The following is a 22,426-nucleotide window of genomic DNA, read 5'->3' as shown; positions in this document are numbered from 1 at the left end:
ATCAACCGCGCGGGCGCATCAAGTGCGTGTCAGCAGCGTGTTCGACGGCAGCGTCTCGTCGAGCAGCTTGCGTGCCGTTTCCACGCCCGCCACCGGCAGCAGCGCCGGATCGAGCAGGCCCACCTGCACCAGCACGCTCGCCTGGTCCCAGTAGATGTGCTCGTGGTAGAGCTTGTCGCCGCGGAACTTGATCACCGCGAGCAGCGGGATCTCCACGCGCTTTCCGGTGGGCGCCACGCCGGGCAGCATCCACGGGATCTCGGTGGTGTGGGTGAAGCAGAACAGCATCTCGTCGACCACCTGCGTGGCGCCCACGGTGCGCGAGATCGGCACCAGCGAGGTGTCGGGCGGGTTGCTGTTGACGAAGTGGTTCGTGTAGAACGCGTGCAGGTTCTTGTAGCCCACGCCGCCGGTCATGGTCGGGATATGGTTCACGTAGGGCTCGGCCACCATGGTGCCCATGGTGTCGTCCACGTTGCGGGTGCCGAACTCGTACTCGCAGTGCTTGTCCCACAGCGCGGCCAGATCGTAGTTCGGGCCGATGGCCGACTTCAGCGCGGCCACGCTGCGCTCGTGCGCCATGAGCGCCGAGGCGCGGTGGAAGTGCTCGCCGCCCACACGCGCGAAGGCGTGGTCCACACCGGGGTACACATGCACCTCGACGTTCGGCCGGCCGCGCAGGGTCTGCACGATGCGGTCGCGCGCCTCGGGCGGGCAGAAGCCGTCGAGCTCGGCCACGTGCAGCGCGAGCTTGCAGCGGATGCGGTCGGCCTCGTCGAGCGCGGCGTCGATGCCCACGCCGTAATAGCCCACGGCCACGTCGGCGTCGGTGCGGCAGGCCGCGAGGTAGGCGAGCTTGCCGCCCAGGCAGAAGCCGAGCACGCCGACCTTGCCGCCGGGCACCTCGGGGCGCTGGCGCAGCGCGGTGATGGCGGCCTGCATGTCCTGCATGCCGAGCGCTTCGTCGAAGCCCTGGTACAGCGCGAAGGCGCGCTGCCAGTCGTCGGGCGTGTAGCCCAGCTGTACGTCGGGCTGCTGGCGCCAGAACAGGTCGGGCACGAGCACCACGTAGCCCTCCTCGGCGTAGTAGTCGGCCACGTCGCGCATGGTCTTGTTGACGCCGAAGATTTCCTGCGCAAGCACCAGGCCCGGGCCGGTGCCGCCGCGCGGCAGGGCCAGGTAGGCGCCGAAGCTGCCGCTGCCGTCGGCGGCCTGGATGCGGATGTCTTGCGACGAGGAGGTGGATGCCTTGTTCTGCATGGGTGTGTGACTCCGTTCAATGCTCAAAGGTGGACGTGGGGAACCAGGGGCTCACTGTACGCACTCCGGATGGCGCGTCGTGACCTGGTAGTAGCCCGAGTGAAAAACCAGCGGCTCGCCGTCGAAGCGTTCGTAGCCTTCGACCTCGCCGATGAAGATCAGGTGGTCGCCGCCGTCGTACTGTCGCACGTTGCGGCACACGAAGCGCGCGAGCACGCCGTTGAGCAGCGGCACGCCGGCCGTGCCTTCGCAGCAGTCGACGCCGCCGAACTTGTCGGCCTGCGGCGTCGAGAACTGGCGCGACAAATGATGCTGCGGCGCGGCCAGCACGTTGATCGCGAAGTGGCTCGCGCCGGTGAAGTCGGCCACGCTGGGCGCCTGCCGCGCCAGGCTCCACAGCACCAGCGGCGGATCGAGCGACACCGACGAGAACGAGTTGGCCGTCATGCCCACGCGGCGCCCGTCGAGCGCGCGCGTGGTGATGACGGTGACGCCGGTGCTGAACTGGCCGAGCGCCTTGCGGAAGTCGCGCCTGTCGAAGCGGTCGACCGCCGCCTCGCGCGCCTTGGCTTCGAGAAAGCGGTCGGCCTCGGCTGCGTCGAACCACCAGGGCGCGAAGTTGCGCGGGTCGTCGAAACCGTTGACCACCGCGCTCGCCACGGCCGGCCTGTGCGTGGCGCTCTGCAGCAGCTTCTGCAGGTGCGGCGCGGGCGGCGTGAGCAGGCTGTGCGTCCAGTCGGTGGCCCAGCGGGCGTAGCCCTCCCAGTAGCGATCGAAGGTCTGCTGCATCCATGCGGCGTCGAAGGGCGCGTCGCCATGTTCGAGGATGCGCTTGAGGTAGATGTCGGCCGCCTTGGCCGCGTTGTTCGAGCCCTGCCCCGTGATCGGGTCGTTGAGCACGACGGCATCGGCGAGCCCCAGCACCTGGCGGCCCGAAGGCAGCGTGGCGACCGGGTGGCGCACCACGGGCGTGACGCGGCCACGCAGCACGCCGTGGTCGTCCGTGAGCTCGATGTGTTCGCAGCGCTCGGCCTCCCACGGCAGGAAGTTGGCCAGGATCTGCTTGCTGCGCGCCAGGTGCTCCTGCGGCGTCTTCACGTCGTCCCAGCAGTCCATGGGGCCGCCGGGCACGCCCTCGAACACCATGATCTCGCACGGGCCACTGGTGGTGAGCGCCGGGAACACGAAGTACTCGCCGACACCCGGAATGAGGTTGAAGCTCACGGCCGCGAACGGTTCGCGCGGGCGCATGCCCTTCACGTAGGTGAGCGCCAGCGCGCGCTGCGGCTGGTCGAACGGCGAGCGCGCCGCGTCGCGCGGGAACAGCGCCGATATCTCGCCCTTGCCGCTCGCGACGACCACGAGGTCATGCGTGCGCGCACAGTCTTCCAGCGTGTCGAGGTCCGCGTCCTGGTGCACGAGGCGACCGCCGCGCGCTTCGAACAGCTGCATCCACGCAGAGATCTTCAGGCGCTGGTCGACCGACTGCGCGGGGCCGTCGAGCCTGGCCTCCCACGCGATGGCGCGCTGGCCTTCCGGGCTGCGCACCGACATGCCGATGCCCTCGACCACCGGGCAGGTGTCGGCCCAGCTGTCGAGCCCCAGTTCGCGCTCGGTCTGCAGCGCGGTCTCGAACATGCACTGGCTGGACATCACCGGCCCGTCGAAGATCTCCTGCGCCGTGCGGTTCGCATACACCGTCACGACGTACCCCCTGGCCCGCAGGCCCAGGGCGAGCTGCATGCCGGACTGGCCGGCGCCGACGATGGCCACGCGTCGTGTCATGCGCTGGCTCCGCCTACGCAGCCGCTGCTGCGGCAGCAGCCGCGCAGGTGTCGAGGTAGCGGTCGGCCTCCTGCGGGTCGGCAAACCACGGGAAGAAGGTGCGCGGATCGTCGAAGCCGTTGGCGATGGCGCTGGCCATCGGCGGCACGGCGCCGGCGCTGCCGAGCAGCTTGAGCACGTGCGGCGGCGGCGGTGCGAGCAGCATGTTGGTCCAGCGCGTGACCCACTGCGCATAGCCGAACCAGTAGCGGTCGAAGGTCTGCTGCATCCATGGCACATCGGCCGCGCCCTCGCCGCGCGCCAGGATGCTTTTCAGGTAGGTGTCGGCGCACTTGGCCGCGTTGTTCGAGCCCTGCCCCGTGATCGGGTCGTTGAGCACCACCACGTCGGCCAGGCCGAGCACCTTGCGGCCCGAAGGCAGCGTGGCGATCGGCTTGCGCACGGTGGGCGCGAAGCGGCCGGCGAGGATGCCGTTGTCGTCGGTGAGTTCGATGTCGGCGCAGCGCTCGGCCTCCCAGGGCGTGAAGGTGTCGAGAATCCACTTGCTGCGCGCCAGGTGCTCCTGCGGCGTCTTCACGTCGGCCCAGCAGTCCATCGGGCCGCCGGGCACGCCTTCGAACACCATGATCTCGCACGGGCCCGTGGTGGTGAGCGCCGGGAACACGAAGTACTCGCCCACGCCCGGAATGAGGTTGAAGCACACGGCCGAGTACGGCGTGCGCGGGCGCATGCCCTTCACGTAGGTGAGCGCCAGTGCGCGCTGCGGCTGGTCGTAGGTCGACTTGGCGGCGTCGCGCTCGAAGAGCTTGGAGATCTCGCCCTTGCCGCTGGCCACCAGCGTGAGGTCGTGGCTGCGGGTGCAGGCCTCGAGGTCGTCGATGCCCGCGTCCTTGAAGACCAGCTCGCCGCCCTTCTGCTGGAACAGCGCCATCCACGCCGGCACCTTCACGCGCTGGTCGACCGACTGCGCGCTGGAGTTCAGCCGCGCCGCCCATTCGATGGCCTTGGCGCCCTTCTGCTCGGGGTGCGGCACGGCGAAGCCGATGCCGTCCACCGTGGGGCAGTCGCTGGCCCAATGGTCGAGCCCGAGGTCGCGCTCGACCTGCAGCGCGGTGTGGAACATGCACTGGCTCGACATGACCTTGCCGTGGCGGATGTCGTCCGCCGTGCGGTTGCTGTACATCGTGACCTCGTAGCCTGCGTCCAGCAGGCCCAGTCCCAGTTGCAGGCCCGACTGGCCCGCGCCGACGATGGCGATTCGCTTCATGGCTTGCTCCTTCTTTCGTTGTCTCGTGGGGGTGTTGTTGTGGATGCCGATCAGGGTTCCATCAGGCGGGGAATGGCCGGCACGGCCTGCTCCGGGCCCATGGCGGAGTAGCCGCCGTCCACCGCGTAGTCGGCGCCGGTGACGAAGCTGGCGTGCTCGGAGCACAGGAACAGCACCACCTGCGCCACCTCGTCGGGATCGCCGACGCGCCCCAGCAGGTGGTAGGGCGCGGCCACGCGGTCGGTGCGCGCGCGGTCGCCGCCGGTCAGCTGGTCCATCACGGCCGACCAGGTCCAGCCCGGCGAGACGCTGTTCACGCGGATGCGGTCGGGGGCGAGGTCCATCGCCATGTTGCGCGTGAGCTGCGCCATCGCGGCTTTGCTCACGGGGTAGAGCCAGCGCCCGGTCTGGGCCACGCGCGAGGAGATGCTGGTGAAGTTGACCACCGCCCCGCCGCCCGCCGCCACCATGTGCGGGTGCACCGCCTGCAGCATGGCCACGGCACTGGCCACGTTCACGTTGAACGAGGTGAGCCAGTCGGCGCGCGGCGACTTGAAGCCGTCGTCCACGTACGAGCACGCCAGGTTCACCAGAAAGTGCACGCCGCCGTGGCGGGTGGCGGCCTCGTCGACGCAGGCCTTCACCTGCGCGTCGTCGGTGATGTCGGTGCGCACGAAGCGCACCCCGGCGCCCAGCGCGTCGGCCAGCGGCTGGCCCTTGTCGGCGTCGATGTCGGCGATGACCACCTTCACGCCCGCCGCGTGGAAGGCGCGCACCACGCCGGCGCCTATCAATGTCGAACCACCCGTGACGATGGCGCTTTTGCCTTCGAGACCCTTGAACATGACGCTTGCTCTCCTCGGTTGAATCGCCGGTTCGGCGAATGGGCCAAAGGTAGAACGCAAGGCCTCGCCGGCCGATCCGGAAAACGCAGGCGCTGTCCCTGCCGCGCAGGTTTTTTCAGGGGTTCCAAGGGACGGCCCGAATTGTGGGCTGGAAGGCTTTTTGCTACGGTCTGCCCGCTTCCCTATGGAAACCGCCACCGCCCCACGGCTGCCGCTGCAGCGTTACCGTTTGTTCGAGAGCCACGACATGGACGAGGCGCGCGAGAGCGTGGCCCGCGTGTTCTGCCCCCACGGCCTCACGATGCTGCGCCCGCGCACCGAACTGGACGCCTGCCACCACAGCGCACGGCTGCACCGCGACGTGAGCCTCAATTACGTGCAGTACGGCCCCGGCGTGCAGATCGACCCAGGCTACCTGCAGGATTTCTTCCTGTTGCAGATTCCGTTGCGCGGCGGCGCCGACATCCGCTGCGGCGGCCAGCAGGTCGAGGCCACGCCGCGCGTCGCCTCGCTGCCCTCGCCCACCGAACTGCTGTCGATGCGCTGGGCCGACGACAGCCCGCACCTGATCGTGCGCATCGCGCGCGCGGCGCTGCTGTCGCGGCTCGAGGCGCTGCTGCAGGCGCCCGTGCGCCAGCACCTGGTGTTCGACCTCGGCGTGCCGCTGGACAACCCCGCGCTCGCACCGCTGGTGCATTTCATCGACTACCTGCGGCTCACGCTCGACGCCGGCAATGCGCTGCAAGGCGGCGGGCGCCTGGCCGAGCATGCCGAGGAATACCTGATGTCGAGCCTGCTGATGTCGGCGGGCCACAACCACTCGCGCGCCCTGGCCGGCGATGCGCAGCGCCACCTGCTGCCGCGCGCGGTGCGCAAGGCGCAGGAGTTCATGGCCGCACACGCCGAGCAGCCGCTGTCGCTGGCCGACGTGTGCCGCGAGGCCGGCTGCAGCGCGCGCGCCCTGCAGATCGCGTTCCGCCAGCATGCGGGCCAGGGACCGATGGAGTTCCTGCGCGAGCTGCGGCTGGACCGGGTGCGCGCCGAGCTGCAGGCCGCGTCCACGCAGACGGGCGTGCGCGACGTGGCGGAAAAATACGGCTTCCTTCACCTGGGCCATTTCGCCGCCCAGTACCGCGTACGCTTCGGCGAGCGGCCCTCGGACACCCGCGCGCGCCACGCACCGGCGGAACACTGACCCGGCGCGTCGGGCTCAGGCCCGGTCGCGGTGATCTGCTTCGCCGTGCTTCCAGTAACCCTTGGCGGTCAGGCGCGTGCGCGCCAGGCCCTGGTCGTTCAGGAAATGGGCGCGCAACGTGCGCACCACGCCCGACTCGCCCGCCAGCCAGATGTAACCGGGCCCCGCCGGCTGCGGCCGGTGCATCAGCTGCTGTTGCAGCGCCAGCCCCGGCTCGGCCGGATCGCCGGTGAGCCAGCAGGTGCGCAACACAGCCTGGCTGCGGATCTCCTGCACATCGGCCGCCGTGGGCACTTCGACATAGGTCTTGAGGCGGATCTCCGGCCCGAGGCTCGCGGCAATCGACTGGATCGCAGGCAGCGCGGTCGCGTCGCCGGCCAGCATCACCCAGCGCGCGTCGTCCGGGAGCGCGAAACCACCGTCGCGCGGGCCGGCGAAGCCGATGCGTTCGCCCGGCTGCGCCCGTGCCGCCCAGGCCGAAGCGGGGCCTTCGTGGCCGCTGTCGCCGTGCAGCACGAAGTCCAGCTCGAGCGTGGCGGCGACGCGGTCGATGCGGCGAAGGGTGTAGGCCCGCCCTTCGCCGCCGGGCACGAACACCTTCACCCAGGCGCCGGGTTGGTCGGCTGCCGCGTGGCGCAAGAAGGCCGCGACATCCGGGCCGCCGAGGGTGATGCGGCGCATGTGCGGCGTCACGAGGCGGCACTGGAGGACATGGGCTTCCAGCCGCGTGCCCCGTTCGGGTGGAACCGCAGCGATCGGCTGCAGGAGCGGGAAGGCGGAAGGCAACGCACGCGGCGCGTGGGCCTCGGAGGCATTGGCTGTCATGGTGTGTGTATCGATTCGGATGTTGCGAACTCTTGAATGCGAGCATTTGCTCGGTTCTTCTTAGAATACGAGCCTTCACTCGCATTGAAAACTCGCATTCGGAACGCCAGATGAAATCCCTTCCCCAGCCAAGAAAGGCGCCGCGCCAGGCGCGCTCCCAGCAGATGGTCGAGGTCATTCTGGAAGCCACGGCTCGCGTTCTGGGCGAGCGCGGCTATGCCGGCACCAACACCAACGTGGTGGCCGAACGCGCCGGCGTGAGCGTGGGTTCGCTCTATCAGTACTTCCCGAACAAGGACTCGCTGATCACGGCGCTGCACGAGCGGCACGCGGGGCAGATGTACGCGGTGATCGACGAGGTGCTGGCCGCCTCGCGTGCGCGCAGCCTGCGCGGGCGCGTGCAGGCCATGGTGCGCGCGCTGCTCGCGGCGCATGCGCTCTACCCGGCGCTGCATCGCGTGCTCGAAAAGGAGTTTCCCTTCTTCGACACGCCACGCGAAGAAAGCCCGGCCGACCACGACATCTTCCGGCGCGTGCGCCAGCTGCTGGACGAGCACCGCCCCGAGCTCGCGCCGCGCAACCTCGACCTCGCCACCTGGGTGGTGCTGCAGATCATGGAGACGCTGGTGCATGCGGCCGTCATCGAGCCGCCCGCGCAGTTCGAGCCGGCCGCGCTCGAGGCCTCGATCGTCGATGCGCTCATGGGCTATCTCTGCGGCCCGGCCGGGCGCTAGGCAGTGGGATCTCATGCGTGAACCTCCAGGAAGACGGGGACAGACACGGAAACACGTCCCCTCCTGCGCATGACAAATGAAAAGGAAAAATGGGAAGCCCAACCGCGCACGCCCTGCACCGCGCGGCTCCAATCTGGCAAAGGTTGTGCGGGTACTGAGTGGATTCGGCCGCATCCGGCCTAGACTCCCCCGCATGAACGCCCAGCCCTTCCTCCACACCCTGACGTCCCGCCCCGGCGGTTGCACGCCTGCGTGGGCGCGGATGACAGCGGCGGCCCAGCAGACGCCCGCACATTCCTGAGCCCGGCGGTCCGCCTCTTTCCCCCTCTCTCTTTTCAGCGCAAACCATCGACCGCCGGGCACCTGCCCCGCGCGGCTGCGCCCCCGTCATCCGGGGTCGCGTTCGACTGGAGTGCGTCATGCATCATCATCAGGTTCAGCGGGAGCACGCCCTTCCCGGAGGCGGCGTCGCATCCAGCACGCCGTCCTTTCAATCCATCCTCGCCGTCACCGACCTGACGGCGCGCGGCAACCGCGCGGTCGAACGCGCCGCCCTGCTCGCGGCCGAACACGGCGCGCTGCTGAAGCTCGTGTACGCGCCCGCGGACCTGGCGCCGCTCGCGCACGCCGAGGCGGCGACCGCCCTCGCAGGGCTGGCCCGCGCCATAGCCTCGCGCTTCGATGTGCTGGTCAAGCAGGTCGCGGGACCGGGCGGCGGCCTCACGCAGATCGTGGACGAGGCGCGCTACGTCGACCTCGTGGTGCTGAGCCACGAACGCGACCGCTCGCCTGCCGCCTTCTTCGCCGGCCAACCCGTGGAGCGCCTGCTGCGGCAGCTGCGCTGCCCGGTGCTCGTGACGCGGCTCGACACGCGCCTGCGCTACAGCCGCATCCTCGTGGCCGTCGACTTCACGCCCGCCTCGCGCGAGCTCGTGAGCCTGGCCCACGGGCTGGACCCCGACGCCGCGCTGGAGCTGTTCCACGCACTCAACACGATGCACGAGAGCAAGCTGCGCTACGCCGAGGTGTCCGAGCACGCCATCAAGACCTACCGCCACGACAGCATGCGGCAGGCGCGCGAGCGGCTGTTCTCGCTCACCGACTCGTCGAGCGCGCGGCGCAACCGCGTGCTGTCGGCCATCGGCCGCGGCGACCCGGCGCGGCAGGCCACGGTGCAGCAGCAGCACGCGCGCGCCGAGCTGCTGGTGGTCGGCAAGCGCCGCGCCCATCCGCTGGCCGACTTCCTGTTCGGCAGCGTGGCGCAGCGCGTGCTGTGCTGGGCCACGGGCGACGTGCTGGTCGTGCCCGCGGACCGCCGCGCCGACACCCCGTCGCTCGTCATTTCGAGGAAGCTGCAAGATGTTCGCTGAAGACCCCCTCACCAAGTACCCGCTGCGCCAGTCGCTGCTGCCCGGCGCCGAAGGCCTGGCCGTCTTCGCCCAGCGCGGGCCGGTCGACTGGCTCTCGCGACCCGACCAGTACGTGTTCATCTGCGAAGGACGCGGCGGCCGGATCTACGCGGCGAACGAGGCCGCGCTCGAAGAGGCCCAGCAGCTGATCCGGGACGCGCACGGCGACCAGGTCGTCTCGCGCGAACCCGAGATCCACACCTTCGTCGATCCCGCGCTCGACGCCGTGGTGGAGCCGATCATGTTCCTGCGCCTGAAGAGCCCGCGCGCCTACGCCACCGTGCTGCGCGACGAGCTCGACCGGCGCCGCGCGGACGTGAAGGAAGAAGACCTGCAGCGCCACGACGTCGTGATCCGCGCCGAGGTGCGGCTGGCCGACCTCATGGGCTACGCGAAGGCGGCGCTGGCGATGTCGAACGGCTCGGCGGTGATCTGGAACTGGCTGCTGCGCTACGGGATGGCCTGAGGGCTGCGGCCGGGCGCCGCCCCTCCCACAAACCCGGTAGCCGGATTTCGGCCGGCGCGGCTAGATTTGCGGCATGGCCGACAACCCGCTGTTCCTCTTCTTCACGATGACCGAGAAATTCTCGGACCACCTGAGCGCGACCGGCGCCTATCCGGAGAAGTTCGTGCTGAACCTGGCGCAGCACGACACCTACCTGCGCGACGTGGCGCTCTTCAACGCGGGCCGCCAGCGCCCCCTGGACCCGGCCTTGCACATGGGCATCCGCATCGAGATCGATGCGGCCTCGCCGGGCGTGATGGTAGCCTCCGACGGCACGCAGGTCTTGCTGCTGGGGTAGCGCTGCGCCTGAACTCGCGCAACCTGGGAAGGCGCGAACCGGTCAATGACCGGACAGGGCGCCCGATCAAAACCGGCGCACCGCCAGGCAAAGGCGGCTGACGAGATCCTCCGCAGAATCGGACTCCCCTCGGAGCGACGCGCATCGCCAAGCGTCGATCGAAGTCCAAATGAATCTGAATCTGGGAACTGCTGCGTTCTTCACGGCGCTGGCGGAATTCGTCCTTGCCGCCGGCATGCTGGCGCTGTGGGCGAAGGGACGCGCGCGCTATCTGCTGGTCTGGGGCGTCGGCTTCCTTGTGTTCGGCGTCGGCGCCTTGCTGCTCATCCTGCGGGACAGGATCCCCGACTTCTTCTCCATCCTCCTCGGGAATTTCCTCACGACACTGAGTTCGGTCCTGTTTTACGTGGGCATCTGCCTGTTCTTCGATCGGCGCCGCGCGTGGCTGCCCTGGATGGCAGGGGTACTGGCGGTGGAAGTGGCCTTGCTGGCCTGCTTCTCCTATGTCACGTACAACACCTCGGCGCGTGTCTACGTGTACGGCGCGGCCCAGTCGGTGATCGCCCTGATGACCCTCCAGGCACTGTGCATGATGGGTCGTGGGCGCGGGGGAAACAGCAACCCCGAAGTGGTCGTCGTCGCCTTGTTGGCGTTGCTGGTTCATGGTGCACGCTTGGTCGGCACGCCCTTCTTTCCCGTGCCACAGGATTTTCTGGCATCGGGCAATTTCCAGACCCTGTTGGCCTTCGGCTTGAAGTTGACCCACATCGGCTACGCGCTCGCGTTCGGCAACATGCACGCCGCCGCGTTGCATGCCGATCTGCGCGCGGCCCTTGCCCACATCGAGGCCAAGGCCCATCAGAAAGTCGAGATCCTGGGCTACATCGGCCACGACTTGCGCGCACCGCTTGCGACGATCGGCGGGTACGCGTCCCTCCTGCTCGCCGATGCGCACGACACGCAGCGCAAGCATCTGCTGACCATCCAGCGCAGCGTCAAGTACCAGCTCCACCTGATCGACGAACTGCTGGAATACGCCAAGGCAGAGCTGCAACCGCTGACGGTCCACCCCGTCACGACCGACCTGCCGCGCCTGCTGGACGACATTTCCGACTACGCCGTCGCCCTGTGCGCGCAGCGGAACAACCGCTTTCGCTACCGCCCTTCCGAGCGAATGCCGCGGCGGATCGGCCTGGACGGAAAGCGCATGCAGCAGGTGCTGCTGAACCTGCTGTCCAACGCCGCCAAGTTCACGCGCGACGGCGTGGTGACCTTGTCGGTCACGGCCAGGCCCGAGGGGCGCGCCTGTGTCTTGAGCTTCGCTGTCAGTGACACCGGGATCGGCATCGACATGAGCCGCAACATCGACATCTTCGGCGCCTTCCAGCAGATGCACCCCGCGAGCGGCAGCACGGGATTGGGCCTGTTCATCGCGCAGCGCATCGTCTCGGCCATGGGCGGAACGCTGAGCGTGGCCAGCGTGGCCGGTCAGGGTGCGACGTTCTCCTTCGTGCTGTCGGTGCCGGTCGATGCCTCCGACGCGGACTGGCCCGTCGTCGCGCAGCGGGAGACCGCGCCTGGCGAGCCATCACCGGCGCCCGCGATGCCCCGAGATGCCATGCCGGAGGATCGCGCCCTGGACGAACTCGCCAGTCTGGCGCTTCAGGGCCGCGTCACGGACATCGAGCACTGGATCGAACGCCACGCCGACGAAGCCGCCTACGCGCCGTTCCTGGCTCTGCTTGTCGACCTGCTGGAGCGGTTGGACCTGCGCGGGATTCACGCGCTGGTGAATCGCCCCGCCAAGTCCTAGTGTGGTGTCCCGCAAATAGCTGCGCAAAATGAAATCGATGCGTTTCGCGTCAGGGCAAGGCGCAAACCGCAGCGATACCCGTAGGTACGCGAGGATTTGCAACGCCGCCCTGGCGTGAAAGGCGCGATTTCATGCGCAGTTATTTGTGGGACACCACACTAGATGTGCAGCGCCGCCAGCGCGCCGATCGCCACGCCCGCGACGGCCACGCCGTACATGGCGCGCTCCAGCCATTTCTTCCGGGTGAGCAGCGCAATGGCCGCCAGCGCGATGGAGACCTGCAGCACGGTAGTGGCCTGCGCCCAGCGATGGTGCTGGTGCATCTGCGTCTCGGATTGCGCGTCCCAGCGGCTGGCCTCGTCCTCCAGCTTCTTGGCGGCGGCCTGGATCTCGGTCTTCTCCTGCTCGTAGCGGGTGACCTTCACCTGCCAGCCCTGGCGACGGCCGTCGTCGGTGGCGGTGTCGCGTGCGAACTCCGCCAGCGCCTGCTTGGTGCTCTTCGACTGGAAGTAGTTCCACTGGTTCGAAGCCTCGGTCTTCTTGATGGCCGCGTTGTTCTTGTAGAGGCCGGCGTTGGCCTGCGTGGCCCCGCCCATGTACGCGAAGATCGCGCCCGCCGTCGCAATGGCCGCGGTGCTCACCGCAATCTTTCCTGTCGTGCTCATGCCCTTGCCTTGAGAGGCGGCACCGTCATGGCCGTGGCCGTGACCGCCGGAGGCGGCATGTTCGAGTTCGTGATCGTGCGGACCATGCACGTGAAAGCCGTGTCCTGACATGAAGTTCTTCTAGGCGTTGTTGTTGGAAATCTGGAGGGCGCGCGAGTATGCCCGGACTTCATGCGTCGACGGCTCGGGGAAAGTCCTGTCGGCTCTGCGGATGCGCAGGGCTCGCAGGCAACCGCCGGGAGCGCGTGGCTGCGCTCCGGAAACGTGCTGCGCTCAGGTCAACCGCGCGTGCGTGCGAGCCGGGCCTGGCAGCAGATCACTGATGCCAGGCCCGGCAGATTCGCAGAGATCGGCATTCCCGATATCAGTCGCGATCCTCGTAGTAGCGGCGGTGCTGCTCGCGCTCCCATTGCCGGCGGCGCCATTCGCGGCGCTCTGCGCGGCGTTCCTCCCAGCGTTGCGCGCGACGCTCTTCCCAACGGGATTCAGGCTCGTAGTAGACAGGTGCCGGGGCGGAGTAGACCGGCTGCGCGGGCTGGTAGTAGGTCGGGGCGGGCCTCGAATAGACAGGCGCCGGCTCGTAATAGACCGGTGCGGGCTCGCTCACGACCACGCCAGGCAGGTTGACGCCAATGGACCAGCTGGTGGCTGCACTGGCCGATGCGGCGGTGAACAAGGCTGCGGCAGCAACGAGACCTGCGAAACCCAGCTTGAGAGTGGCTCGGGGGAAAGTCATTTCATCTCCTGGAGGGCGAGAAATAGCCCTGATGCACAACCAACGCCTGGCCTTGCGGCGCCGCGTACATCGCCACGGTGAAGAACGTTCCCAAATGTCACGCTGCCAGCTGGTCGAGGTGGGTTAGCCGGAATCCCAGGAACAAGTGCCAATCCGCGCTCAAGCCCCCGAGCAAAACAAAAAGCCCCAGTAGCAAAACTGCTACTGGGGCTTGTGTTTGGCGGAGTGGACGGGACTCGAACCCGCGACCCCCGGCGTGACAGGCCGGTATTCTAACCAACTGAACTACCACTCCTGGTAGACAACGTTCGTTCCTTGCGGAACCGAGTGTTGACGACTCGTGCCGACTTCACCGAAGTGAAACTGGCGACCCTACGGGGATTCGAACCCCGGTAGCCACCGTGAAAGGGTGGTGTCCTAGGCCTCTAGACGATAGGGTCAAAACCTTGGACGTGCTGCGATCAGCATCTCTAACCTACTCGACACTTTGATGGTGGAGGTAAACGGGATCGAACCGATGACCTCTTGCATGCCATGCAAGCGCTCTCCCAGCTGAGCTATACCCCCGTGTGGGTGTCGAGCCTCGAATTATAGCCCGATTTTTCAGGCCTTTTTCAATCGCTCGATAACTTTTTCGCGGGAAAAAATTTCGAGCACTGAATCGAGGGACGGTGTCTGCGATGTTCCCATCACAAGCACTCGTACTGGCATCGCTAACACGGGCATTTTCAGCGCGTGTGTCGCGAGGACTTCCTTGATCATAACTGCGATTTCGGCCCTCTCCCAGGCGACCGTCATCAATTTTTCAACGAGTGTTGCGATCGCGGGCTTCACTGCATCGGTGATGTGCTGCGCGCGGTCTGCATCGCTCACTTCGATGTCCGCATAAAACGCTGCAGCCCAACCAGCGAGCGCCACTGTCGTATCGCAACGGTCCTTGAAGAGCGCGCAGATCGCAGGCAGACGCTCGTCGGCGACGATGCCGCGCTTTTGCAACTGCGCTGCAACAAGCGGCGCAAGCTCGTCGCCGCTCTTGGCCTTGATGTACTGCGCATTCACCCATGCAAGCTTGGCCGCGTCCCACTGCGCGGGGCTCTTCGACAGGTGCGATCCGTCGAACCAGCTCACCATCTGCTCGCGCGTGAAGAGCTCGTCGTCGCCGTGGCTCCAGCCCAGGCGCGCGAGGTAGTTGAGCATGGCTTCGGGCAGGTAGCCGTTGTCCTCGTACGCGGTGACGCTCACGGCACCGCGGCGCTTCGAGAGCTTCTGTCCGTCGTCGCCGAGGATCACCGGCACGTGGCCGAACTGCGGCAGCGGTGCGCCGAGCGCGCGGAAGATGTTGATCTGCCAAGGCGTGTTGTTGATGTGCTCGTCGCCGCGGAACACGTGCGTGATGGCCATGTCCCAGTCGTCGACCACCACCGCGAAGTTGTAGGTGGGCACACCATCAGGCCGCAGGATGATCAGGTCGTCGATCTCGCGGTTGTTGATGGTGATCTCGCCCTTGACGAGGTCGTTCCACGTCACATCGCCTTCGGGCGGATTGCAAAAGCGCACCACAGGCGGCACGCCTTCCGGCACGGGCGGCAGCACCTTGCCCGGCGCCGGGCGCCAGCGGCGGTCGTACAGCGTCTTCTCGCCGCGCGCGCGTTGGGCTTCGCGCATCTCGTCGAGCTCGGCCGGCGTGCAGTAGCAGTGGTAGGCGGTGCCGGCCGCGAGCATCTGTGCGATGACTTCGCGGTAGCGCTCGAGGCGCTGCATCTGGTAGATCGGGCCTTCGTCGTAGTCGAGGCCGAGCCAGTGCATCGACGCGAGAATCTGGTCGGTCGAGTCCTGCGTGGAGCGGGCCACGTCGGTGTCCTCGATGCGCAGCACGAACTCGCCGCCGTGGTGGCGCGCATAGGCCCACGAATAGAGTGCGGTGCGCGCCGTGCCCAGGTGCAGGAAGCCGGTGGGAGACGGTGCGATGCGGGTGCGAACTTTGCCGGTCATGAAATGAAAAATCAGGAAGTCAGGGTGCTCAGGCCGCGCGAAAGGTCGGCCGTGATGTCGTCGATGTATTCGAGGCCGACCGCGAGGCGGATCAACCCCTGGCTGATGCCGGCAGCCTGGCGCTGCACTTCGGTGAGGCGGCCGTGCGAGGTCGTGCCGGGGTGCGTGATGATGGTCTTGGTGTCGCCCAGGTTGGTGGCGATGCTCACGACGCGCGTGCTGTTGATCACGTGGAAGGCGTTGGCGCGCGCGGCGTCGGGCGTGTCGCCGACCACGTCGAACGACACCACCGCCCCGCCCTGCCCCGACTGCTGGCGCATCGCGAGTTCGTGCTGTCCATGCGAGGCAAGACCGGGGTAGTACACGCGCGCAATGCCGGGCTGCTGCTCGAGCCACTGCGCCACGGCCAGCGCATTCGCGCATTGCGCCTTCATGCGAATGCCGAGCGTTTCCATGCCCTTGAGCACGACCCACGCATTGAATGGCGACAGCGCCATGCCGGCGGTGCGCACCACGGGGCCGAAGACATCGACGATGAGCTTCGACGGACCGCAGATCGCGCCAGCCATCACACGGCCCTGGCCGTCGAGGTACTTGGTGCCCGAATGGATGATGAGGTCAGCGCCCAGCTCAGCCGGCCGCTGCAGGATCGGCGTGCAGAAGCAGTTGTCGACCGCGAGCAGCGCGCCCACGCCGTGGGCCAGGTCGGCCAGTGCCTGGATGTCGCAGACCTCCGTCAACGGGTTGGTCGGCGTTTCTGCGAAGAGCAGCTTGGTGTTGGGCTTGAGCGCCGCGCGCCACTCGGCCACGTCGGTCTGCGAGACGAAGGTGGTCTCGACGCCGAACTTGGCGAACTCCTTGCCGAACAGGTTCAGCGTGGAGCCGAACACCGAACGCGAGCAGATCACGTGGTCACCGGCCTTGAGCAGGCCCATGCACATCATGAGGATCGCGCCCATGCCGGTCGAGGCGCCGATCGCGGCCTCGGTGCCTTCGAGCGCGGCCAGGCGCTGCTCGAAGCTGGCGACCGTCGGGTTCGAGGTGCGCGAGTAGGTGAAGCCGGCCTCGGTGCCGGCGAAGCGGCGGGCCGAGGTTTCGGCGTCGGGCTGCACGAAGCCGCTCGTGAGGAACAGGGCCTCCGAGTGCTCGCCATGCTGGCTGGGCGCCAGGCCGGTACGCAGCGCGAGGGTGTCGCGGTGCAGGCCGGGTGGCAAGGTGCGTTCGTCTTGGCTCACGTCGGCCCTCTCTTCTTTCTCTTACTCGCTGGGGTTCGGCAGGGCGAGGCGCGAAGCGTCTTCTTCGTTTTCCTCGATGCGCGGACGGTTGCCGTTCATGCGCGAGATGGCGGCGGTGTCGATGTCGCCGGTCACGTACACGCCGTCGAAGCACGAGGCGTCGAAACCGGCGAGCTTCGGGTTGAGCGAGCCGATGGCGCGCTTCATGGCGTCGACGTCCTGGTAGATCAGCGCATCGCAGCCGATGAGCTCGCGAATTTCCTCGACGGTGCGGTCGTGCGCCACGAGTTCGTCCTTGGTCGGCATGTCGATGCCGTAGACGTTCGGGTAACGCACCGGCGGCGCGGCGCTGGCCAGGTAGACCTTGCGCGCGCCGGCGTCGCGCGCCATCTGCACGATCTCGCGGCTGGTGGTGCCGCGCACGATGGAGTCGTCGACCAGCAGCACGTTGCGGCCCTTGAATTCGCTGCCGATCACGTTGAGCTTCTGGCGCACCGACTTCTTGCGAACGCCCTGCCCCGGCATGATGAAGGTGCGGCCCACGTAGCGGTTCTTCACGAAGCCTTCGCGGTACGGAATGCCCAGGAGGTGCGCGAGCTGCGTGGCGCTCGGGCGGCTCGACTCGGGAATCGGGATGATCACGTCGATCTGGTTCGGCGGCACGGTCGAGACCACGCGCTTGGCCAGCGTTTCGCCCAGGTTGAGGCGCGCCTGGTAGACCGAGATGCCGTCGAGCACCGAGTCGGGACGCGCGAGGTACACGAACTCGAAGATGCACGGGTTGAGCGACGCACCTTCGGCGCACTGCATCGAGTGCACGTTGCCTTCGAGGTCGATGAACACGGCTTCGCCCGGCTCGATGTTGCGTTCGAACACGTGGCCCGAGCCTTCGAGCGCGACCGATTCGCTGGCCACCATGACGGTGCCGTCGGCGCTGCGGCCCATGCACAGCGGGCGGATGCCGTAGGGGTCGCGGAAGGCGAGCAGGCCGTGGCCGGCGATCAGCGAGACCACGGCATACGAGCCGCGCAGGCGCTTGTAGACGTTCTTGACGGCGGCGAACACCTCGGCCGGATGCAGCGGCACGCCGCGCGAGGAACGCTCGATTTCGTGGGCCAGCACGTTGAGCAGCACTTCGGAGTCGCTCTCGGTGTTGGTGTGGCGGTGGTCGGTGGAGAACAGCTCCGCGCGCAGGGCGTGCGCGTTGGTCAGGTTGCCGTTGTGCACCAGCACGATGCCGAAGGGCGCGTTCACGTAGAAGGGCTGCGCCTCTTCCTCGCTGTAGGCGTTGCCCGCGGTCGGGTAGCGCACCTGGCCCAGGCCCACGTTGCCGGGCAGCGCGCGCATGTTGCGGGTGCGGAACACGTCGCGCACCATGCCCTTGGCCTTGTGCATGAAGAACTTGCGCTCCAGCAAGGTCACGATGCCGGCCGCGTCCTGGCCACGGTGCTGCAGCAGCAGCAGCGCGTCATAGAGCAGCTGGTTGACGGGTGCGTTGCTGACAACGCCGACGATTCCACACATGAACGATTCCTCTCAGGGCAGGTAGCTTGCCAACTTTTCAGGCAGCGAGGGTTTGAGGCCCTGCAATGCCGCATCGAGAACAATGGCGCTGCGCGATTCGTGCCACCAGGCACTGTCGCTCAACGCCAGCAAATGAACAACGACCGCCAGCACGAGCAGGGCCACCGCCCCCCGTGCCGCGCCGAACGCTGCTCCCAAAATCCGGTCCACCGGCCGCAGGCCGACCGCGGCGATCAGCTTGCGCGTGAGGGCCGCTGCCAGCCCCACGCCGAACGCCACCGCCACGAACACCAGCACGAAGGCCAGCGGGTAACGCCAGGTGGCCTGCGGGTCGCCGAACGGCAGCCAGGCCGCCACGTCGGAGGCCACCCACTGGGCCACGATGAAGGCGGCCACCCAGCCGATCAGCGAAATCACTTCGAACACCAGGCCGCGCACCAGCCCGAACAGCATCGACAGCACGATGAGCGCGATGGCGATCCAGTCGAGCAGGGCCACGGCAATGAACTACAGGCAGCGGGCGACGGCGGTGCTTACAACGTGAGGATGGCTGCGGCCAAAGACAAGCCCTTGACCCGGTCCGCGGCCTTCTCGGCCTCGGCACGCGAGGCGAACGGCCCGACGCGCACACGCGTGCGTTCGCCGTCGGTCGTCTTGGCGACGTGTACGTAGGTCTTGAGGCCGGCGCGCTCGAGCTTCTGGCGCACTTCGCGCGCCTTGTCGGCATCGGCGAAGGCGCCGACCTGCACGACGAAGCGACCGTTGTCGTCGGCGGCCGGCTTGGGTGCGGCGGCGGGCGGCTTGCCTTCGAGCAGCGCGCGGGCGCGGGCGCCGTCGTCGGCGTTCGCGGCGGGTTTGGCGGGTTCCGGCTTCGGCTTGGGCTCGGGCTTCGGTTCGGGCTTTTTCGGCTCCGGCTTGGGCTCCGGTTTGGGTTCGGGCTTCGGCTCGGGTTTGGGTTCCGGCTTGGGTTCGGGCTTCTTCGGCTCCACGGCGGGCTTGGGCGCCGCCGGGGTGGCGGGCACGGTCGTGCCGGGCTCGATCACGGTGCCGTCGGCGGTCTCGGTGATCATGCCGCCGGCCGACGAGGCTGCCGCCACGCGGGAGCTGCCGTCGGACGACGACGACGGCGCGCTGCTCGTCGCGGGTGCCGGCGTGGCGGGCACGGGCAACGGCTTGGCCTTGTTGCGGTCGGGAATCTCGATCGGGATGTCGACCGGCACGGGGCGCGGCTGGGTGTCGAACAGCAGCGGAAAGCCGATCACGCCGACCAGCACCAGCACCGCCGCGCCGAGCAGCCGATGGCGCGCACGCCGGCGCATGGATTCGACACTTTCCGCCGGCACCGCCGCGGGGGCGCTGCGTCCTTCGTTGCCTTGTGGGCCGCGCGCGCGGAACTTGAAAAACGCCATGAAGTTCGATCCCTGGAGGAGTGCAGCGAGGTGGTGCCCGATGGTGCCGGATGGGTGTGGACAGCCCGACGATCAGCCGCCTGGCAGCAGGTGTTTGGCTTGCAGCCGGGGGGTGCCGTTTTCGAGGACGCCACCCACGGTGAAGAACGATCCGAAGACCACGATTCTATCAGTGGCACCTGCCTGCTCGATGGCCGCGCGCAGGGCGTCCATCGGGCTCGCGTGCACGCTGCCGGAAGCGTCTTTGCGCGTGTTCTGGGCCTGCCACGCGGCCAGCAGATCGGCCGCCTTGGCGGCGCGCGGCGTGGGCAGGTCGGTGAAGTACCAGCGATCGATCAGCGGCCCGATGCGCGCCAGGATGGGCGCGAGGTCCTTGTCGGCCATGACGCCGAACACGCCGTGCGTGGTGGGCGAAAAACCCATCGCGTCGAGGTTCTCGGCCAGCGCCGCGACGGCGTGGGCGTTGTGCGCCACGTCGAGCACCAGCGTGGGCTCGCCCGGCACGATCTGGAAGCGGCCCGGCAGCTCGACCATCGCGAGCCCATTGCGCACCGCCTGCGCCGTGATCGGCAGTTGCGGGCGCAGCGCCTCGAGCGCCGCGAGCACGCCCGCCGCATTGAGCAACTGGTTGGCGCCGCGCAGCGCCGGATAGGCCAGCCCGCTGTAGCGCCGCCCCCGGCCCGACCAGCCCCACTGCTGCTTGTCGCCCGAGACGTTGAAGTCGTGCCCGAAGCGCCACAGGTCGGCGCCGATGGCGTTGGCGTGGTCGATGACGCTTTGCGGCGGCACCGGGTCGCTCACGATGGCGGGCTTGCCGGCGCGCAGGATGCCGGCCTTCTCGAAGCCGATGCTTTCGCGGTCGGGGCCGAGGTACTCCATGTGGTCCAGGTCGATGCTGGTGATGACCGCGCAGTCGGCGTCGATGATGTTCACCGCGTCGAGCCGGCCGCCCAGGCCGACCTCGAGGATCGCCACGTCGGGCTTCTCCTGGATCATGCAATGCAGGATGCCGAGCGTGGTGAACTCGAAGTAGGTCAGGGCCATGTCGCCACGGGCCTTTTCCACCACCTCGAAGCTTGCTATCAGTTTGGAAGCATCGACCGCTTCGCCCTTGAGCCGCAGCCGCTCCTCGAAGCGCACCAGGTGCGGCGAGGTGAACACGGCCGTGCGGTAGCCCGCATGCGTCAGGATCGATTCGAGCATGGCGCAGGTCGAGCCCTTGCCGTTGGTGCCCGCCACCGTGATGACGGGGCAGTCGAAACGCAGGCCCAGACGCTGCGCCATTTCTTTGGCGCGATCGAGCCCGAGTTCGATCTTGTCGGGATGAAGGTGCTCGGCGCGCGCGAGCCAGTCGTTCAGGGTTTCCATGGAGGCCGGCATTGTCGCCGACCCGCCGCTCGCGGCATCATGGCGGCCATGACAACCCTATACGGCATTCCGAACTGCGACACCGTCAAGCGCGCCCGCGCCTGGCTCGACGACCATGGCGTGGCCTACGCCTTCCACGATTTCAAGAAACAGGGCGTGCCCGAGACCGAGCTCGACCGCTGGCTCCAGGCCCCCGGCTGGGAGGCGCTGGTCAACCGCAAGGGCACCACCTGGCGCAAGCTGGACGAGGCCACGCGCGACGCGGTGGTCGACGCCGCCTCGGCCCGCCCCGTGCTGCTCGGCAACCCCAGCCTGATCAAGCGGCCGGTGGTCGATTGGGGCCCGAACACGGGCGTAACGACTGGTTTCGATGCCGATAGCTGGGCTGTGAACGCCGTGTAAACCCCGGAACCCCGTCCCGCCGGCCGGCCTCCAACCCCGATCTGCAGGAGAGAACACCATGAACAGACACGTTTTTCGCATCCTCACGGGGCTTTCGGCGGCCGGCCTGCTGGCCACGGGCGCCAGCGTCGCGCAGGCCCAGCAAGTAGTCCAGGCCCGGGTGATTTCCGCCACGCCGATCCGCGAAACGACCGGCAGCGACGTCAGCTACAACGTCACCTACGAATACCAGGGCCGCCAGTACACGACCCGCACCACCAGCCGGCCGGGCGCCACCATCCCGATCCAGGCCAGCGGCTACGGGGTGACCACGTCCGGCGTGACCACCGCGCCGGTCCAGCCGCAGTCGCAATTGCAGCCCTACCCGGTCGAGGCGAACAACGGCCCGCAGTACCAGGAACAGTACCAGCCGTACCCGCAACAGGGGCAGTACCAACAAGGTGCCAACTCCCCCTGGGACAGCGTCGTACCCGAACCCGGCGTGGTGGTGTCCAACGCGCCCGCGCCGGTCTACGTGCAGCCGGCCCCGGTGTATGCCCCGCCCGTCTACGTGCAGCCCGCCTACACCTACCCGTATGCGCAGCCCTACGTCTACCCGCCGGTCGGCATCTCGCTGAACCTGGGCTATTCGCGCGGCTGGGGCGGTGGCGGCTACTACCGTGGCTATCGCGGATGGGGCGGCCATCGCCACGGCTGGCGCTACTGAGTTCCCCCACGGCGGGCCGGCTCGCCCGAGCCCCTAAAATCGAGGGCTTCTCCAACCCCGGGGGTGCTGCTGCCGCGGCGCGTCCCTCGATCCGCCGAACGCGCAGGCGCCGGCGCCATCCATCCAATGACGACGACTACCGACACCATCAACAGCGCCGCAGTGGCCACCAAGGCCAATGTGTATTTCGACGGCAAGTGCGTGAGCCACAACCTCACCCTGGCGGACGGCACCAAGAAATCGGTCGGCGTGGTCCTGCCCTCCACCCTCACCTTCAACACCGGCGCGCCTGAGATCATGGAAGGCACCGGCGGCAGCTGCGAATACCAGCTCGCGGGCACCAGCGAATGGATCGCCTCGGGCCCCGGCCAGAAGTTCAGCATCCCGGGCAATTCGAGCTTCCAGATCCGCGTGAGCGGCGAGCCCTACAGCTACATCTGCCACTTCGGTTGA

21 protein-coding genes, 3 tRNA genes and 2 pseudogenes are annotated in these 22,426 nt (G+C 68.0%); 9 read left to right on the top strand and 17 right to left on the bottom strand.

The window, feature by feature from the left end; genetic code table 11:
- Positions 1 to 18: 18 nt before the first annotated feature.
- From ACAM52_RS04210 to ACAM52_RS04190, 5 genes and pseudogenes are all read right to left on the bottom strand, one after another.
- On the bottom strand, positions 19 to 1,260 hold the full coding sequence (locus ACAM52_RS04210; RefSeq protein WP_369646206.1) for a dienelactone hydrolase family protein: 1,242 nt from the start codon (positions 1,258 to 1,260) through the stop codon (positions 19 to 21).
- A gap of 51 nt (positions 1,261 to 1,311) precedes the next feature.
- Positions 1,312 to 1,800 (bottom strand): annotated as a pseudogene (locus ACAM52_RS04205) (flavin reductase family protein); the annotation flags it as partial.
- A 27-nt stretch (positions 1,801 to 1,827) separates the two neighbouring features.
- Positions 1,828 to 3,045 (bottom strand): annotated as a pseudogene (locus ACAM52_RS04200) (styrene monooxygenase/indole monooxygenase family protein); the annotation flags it as partial.
- A gap of 13 nt (positions 3,046 to 3,058) precedes the next feature.
- Positions 3,059 to 4,312 (bottom strand): styrene monooxygenase/indole monooxygenase family protein, encoded by a 1,254-nt coding sequence (locus ACAM52_RS04195; RefSeq protein ID WP_369646205.1) that lies wholly within the window; start codon positions 4,310 to 4,312, stop codon positions 3,059 to 3,061.
- A 50-nt stretch (positions 4,313 to 4,362) separates the two neighbouring features.
- Entirely contained in the window at positions 4,363 to 5,157 is a 795-nt protein-coding gene (locus tag ACAM52_RS04190) for an SDR family oxidoreductase (protein ID WP_369646204.1), read from the bottom strand.
- 184 nt (positions 5,158 to 5,341) lie between these two features.
- On the opposite strand from ACAM52_RS04190, the gene ACAM52_RS04185 reads away from it, so the two are divergent.
- Positions 5,342 to 6,352 (top strand): AraC family transcriptional regulator, encoded by a 1,011-nt coding sequence (locus tag ACAM52_RS04185; protein WP_369646203.1) that lies wholly within the window; start codon positions 5,342 to 5,344, stop codon positions 6,350 to 6,352.
- A 15-nt stretch (positions 6,353 to 6,367) separates the two neighbouring features.
- Here the strand turns inward: ACAM52_RS04185 and ACAM52_RS04180 are convergent, their stop codons facing one another.
- Positions 6,368 to 7,177 (bottom strand): siderophore-interacting protein, encoded by an 810-nt coding sequence (locus tag ACAM52_RS04180; RefSeq protein ID WP_369646202.1) that lies wholly within the window; start codon positions 7,175 to 7,177, stop codon positions 6,368 to 6,370.
- Between the two features lie 110 nt (positions 7,178 to 7,287).
- Between ACAM52_RS04180 and ACAM52_RS04175 the strand changes: the two genes are divergently transcribed.
- The 5 genes from ACAM52_RS04175 (at position 7,288) to ACAM52_RS04155 (ending at position 11,936) form a co-directional block, all read left to right on the top strand.
- On the top strand, positions 7,288 to 7,911 hold the full coding sequence (locus tag ACAM52_RS04175) for a TetR/AcrR family transcriptional regulator (RefSeq protein ID WP_369646201.1): 624 nt from the start codon (positions 7,288 to 7,290) through the stop codon (positions 7,909 to 7,911).
- A gap of 419 nt (positions 7,912 to 8,330) precedes the next feature.
- On the top strand, positions 8,331 to 9,281 hold the full coding sequence (locus ACAM52_RS04170) for a universal stress protein (protein WP_369646200.1): 951 nt from the start codon (positions 8,331 to 8,333) through the stop codon (positions 9,279 to 9,281).
- Positions 9,271 to 9,786, top strand: a complete 516-nt coding sequence (locus tag ACAM52_RS04165) for a hypothetical protein (RefSeq protein WP_354343854.1) — start codon at positions 9,271 to 9,273, stop codon at positions 9,784 to 9,786. Before ACAM52_RS04170 ends, ACAM52_RS04165 begins: the two co-directional genes overlap by 11 nt.
- Positions 9,787 to 9,859: 73 nt before the next feature.
- Positions 9,860 to 10,123, top strand: a complete 264-nt coding sequence (locus ACAM52_RS04160) for a hypothetical protein (RefSeq protein ID WP_070062421.1) — start codon at positions 9,860 to 9,862, stop codon at positions 10,121 to 10,123.
- 169 nt (positions 10,124 to 10,292) lie between these two features.
- Positions 10,293 to 11,936, top strand: coding sequence for an ATP-binding protein (locus tag ACAM52_RS04155; RefSeq protein ID WP_369646199.1), 1,644 nt, complete (start codon positions 10,293 to 10,295; stop codon positions 11,934 to 11,936).
- A gap of 158 nt (positions 11,937 to 12,094) precedes the next feature.
- Here the strand turns inward: ACAM52_RS04155 and ACAM52_RS04150 are convergent, their stop codons facing one another.
- The 11 genes from ACAM52_RS04150 to folC all read right to left on the bottom strand — a co-directional run bounded on the left by ACAM52_RS04150 (position 12,095) and on the right by folC (position 20,877).
- Positions 12,095 to 12,601 carry a DUF4337 domain-containing protein gene (locus ACAM52_RS04150; RefSeq protein WP_369629705.1) on the bottom strand — a complete coding sequence of 169 codons (507 nt, stop codon included), beginning with the start codon at positions 12,599 to 12,601 and terminating at the stop codon, positions 12,095 to 12,097.
- A gap of 364 nt (positions 12,602 to 12,965) precedes the next feature.
- The gene (locus ACAM52_RS04145) at positions 12,966 to 13,337 is read right to left on the bottom strand and encodes a hypothetical protein (protein WP_070062418.1); all 372 of its coding nucleotides are present in this window, start codon (positions 13,335 to 13,337) and stop codon (positions 12,966 to 12,968) included.
- A 218-nt stretch (positions 13,338 to 13,555) separates the two neighbouring features.
- Positions 13,556 to 13,632, bottom strand: a tRNA-Asp gene (locus ACAM52_RS04140).
- Positions 13,633 to 13,701: 69 nt separating this feature from the next.
- Positions 13,702 to 13,777, bottom strand: a tRNA-Glu gene (locus tag ACAM52_RS04135).
- 51 nt (positions 13,778 to 13,828) lie between these two features.
- Positions 13,829 to 13,904 (bottom strand) — tRNA-Ala (locus ACAM52_RS04130).
- A 36-nt stretch (positions 13,905 to 13,940) separates the two neighbouring features.
- Positions 13,941 to 15,329 carry a glutamate--tRNA ligase gene (gltX, locus tag ACAM52_RS04125; protein WP_369646198.1) on the bottom strand — a complete coding sequence of 463 codons (1,389 nt, stop codon included), beginning with the start codon at positions 15,327 to 15,329 and terminating at the stop codon, positions 13,941 to 13,943.
- Positions 15,330 to 15,340: 11 nt separating this feature from the next.
- Positions 15,341 to 16,564 carry an O-succinylhomoserine sulfhydrylase gene (locus tag ACAM52_RS04120; RefSeq protein ID WP_070062416.1) on the bottom strand — a complete coding sequence of 408 codons (1,224 nt, stop codon included), beginning with the start codon at positions 16,562 to 16,564 and terminating at the stop codon, positions 15,341 to 15,343.
- 21 nt (positions 16,565 to 16,585) lie between these two features.
- A complete protein-coding gene (purF, locus tag ACAM52_RS04115; protein ID WP_095746326.1) occupies positions 16,586 to 18,088 on the bottom strand; it encodes an amidophosphoribosyltransferase in 1,503 nt (500 codons plus the stop codon).
- A gap of 12 nt (positions 18,089 to 18,100) precedes the next feature.
- Positions 18,101 to 18,586 (bottom strand): CvpA family protein, encoded by a 486-nt coding sequence (locus tag ACAM52_RS04110; RefSeq protein ID WP_070062414.1) that lies wholly within the window; start codon positions 18,584 to 18,586, stop codon positions 18,101 to 18,103.
- 35 nt (positions 18,587 to 18,621) lie between these two features.
- Complete coding sequence (locus ACAM52_RS04105) at positions 18,622 to 19,497, bottom strand: SPOR domain-containing protein (RefSeq protein WP_159275268.1); 876 nt, start codon at positions 19,495 to 19,497, stop codon at positions 18,622 to 18,624.
- 72 nt (positions 19,498 to 19,569) lie between these two features.
- On the bottom strand, positions 19,570 to 20,877 hold the full coding sequence (folC, locus tag ACAM52_RS04100; protein ID WP_095950847.1) for a bifunctional tetrahydrofolate synthase/dihydrofolate synthase: 1,308 nt from the start codon (positions 20,875 to 20,877) through the stop codon (positions 19,570 to 19,572).
- A gap of 36 nt (positions 20,878 to 20,913) precedes the next feature.
- Here folC and ACAM52_RS04095 point away from each other — a divergent pair, with 36 nt between their 5' ends.
- From ACAM52_RS04095 to ACAM52_RS04085, 3 genes are all read left to right on the top strand, one after another.
- Complete coding sequence (locus ACAM52_RS04095; protein WP_369646197.1) at positions 20,914 to 21,267, top strand: ArsC family reductase; 354 nt, start codon at positions 20,914 to 20,916, stop codon at positions 21,265 to 21,267.
- 58 nt (positions 21,268 to 21,325) lie between these two features.
- Positions 21,326 to 21,973 (top strand): hypothetical protein, encoded by a 648-nt coding sequence (locus ACAM52_RS04090; protein WP_369646196.1) that lies wholly within the window; start codon positions 21,326 to 21,328, stop codon positions 21,971 to 21,973.
- Between the two features lie 126 nt (positions 21,974 to 22,099).
- Complete coding sequence (locus ACAM52_RS04085; RefSeq protein ID WP_062469962.1) at positions 22,100 to 22,426, top strand: pyrimidine/purine nucleoside phosphorylase; 327 nt, start codon at positions 22,100 to 22,102, stop codon at positions 22,424 to 22,426.

The sequence above is a fragment of the Variovorax sp. V118 genome, from assembly GCF_041154445.1.
GTDB lineage: Bacteria > Pseudomonadota > Gammaproteobacteria > Burkholderiales > Burkholderiaceae_C > Variovorax > Variovorax boronicumulans.
Note: the sequence above shows the minus strand (reverse complement) of the source record. Positions and strands in the feature narration are given on the sequence as shown.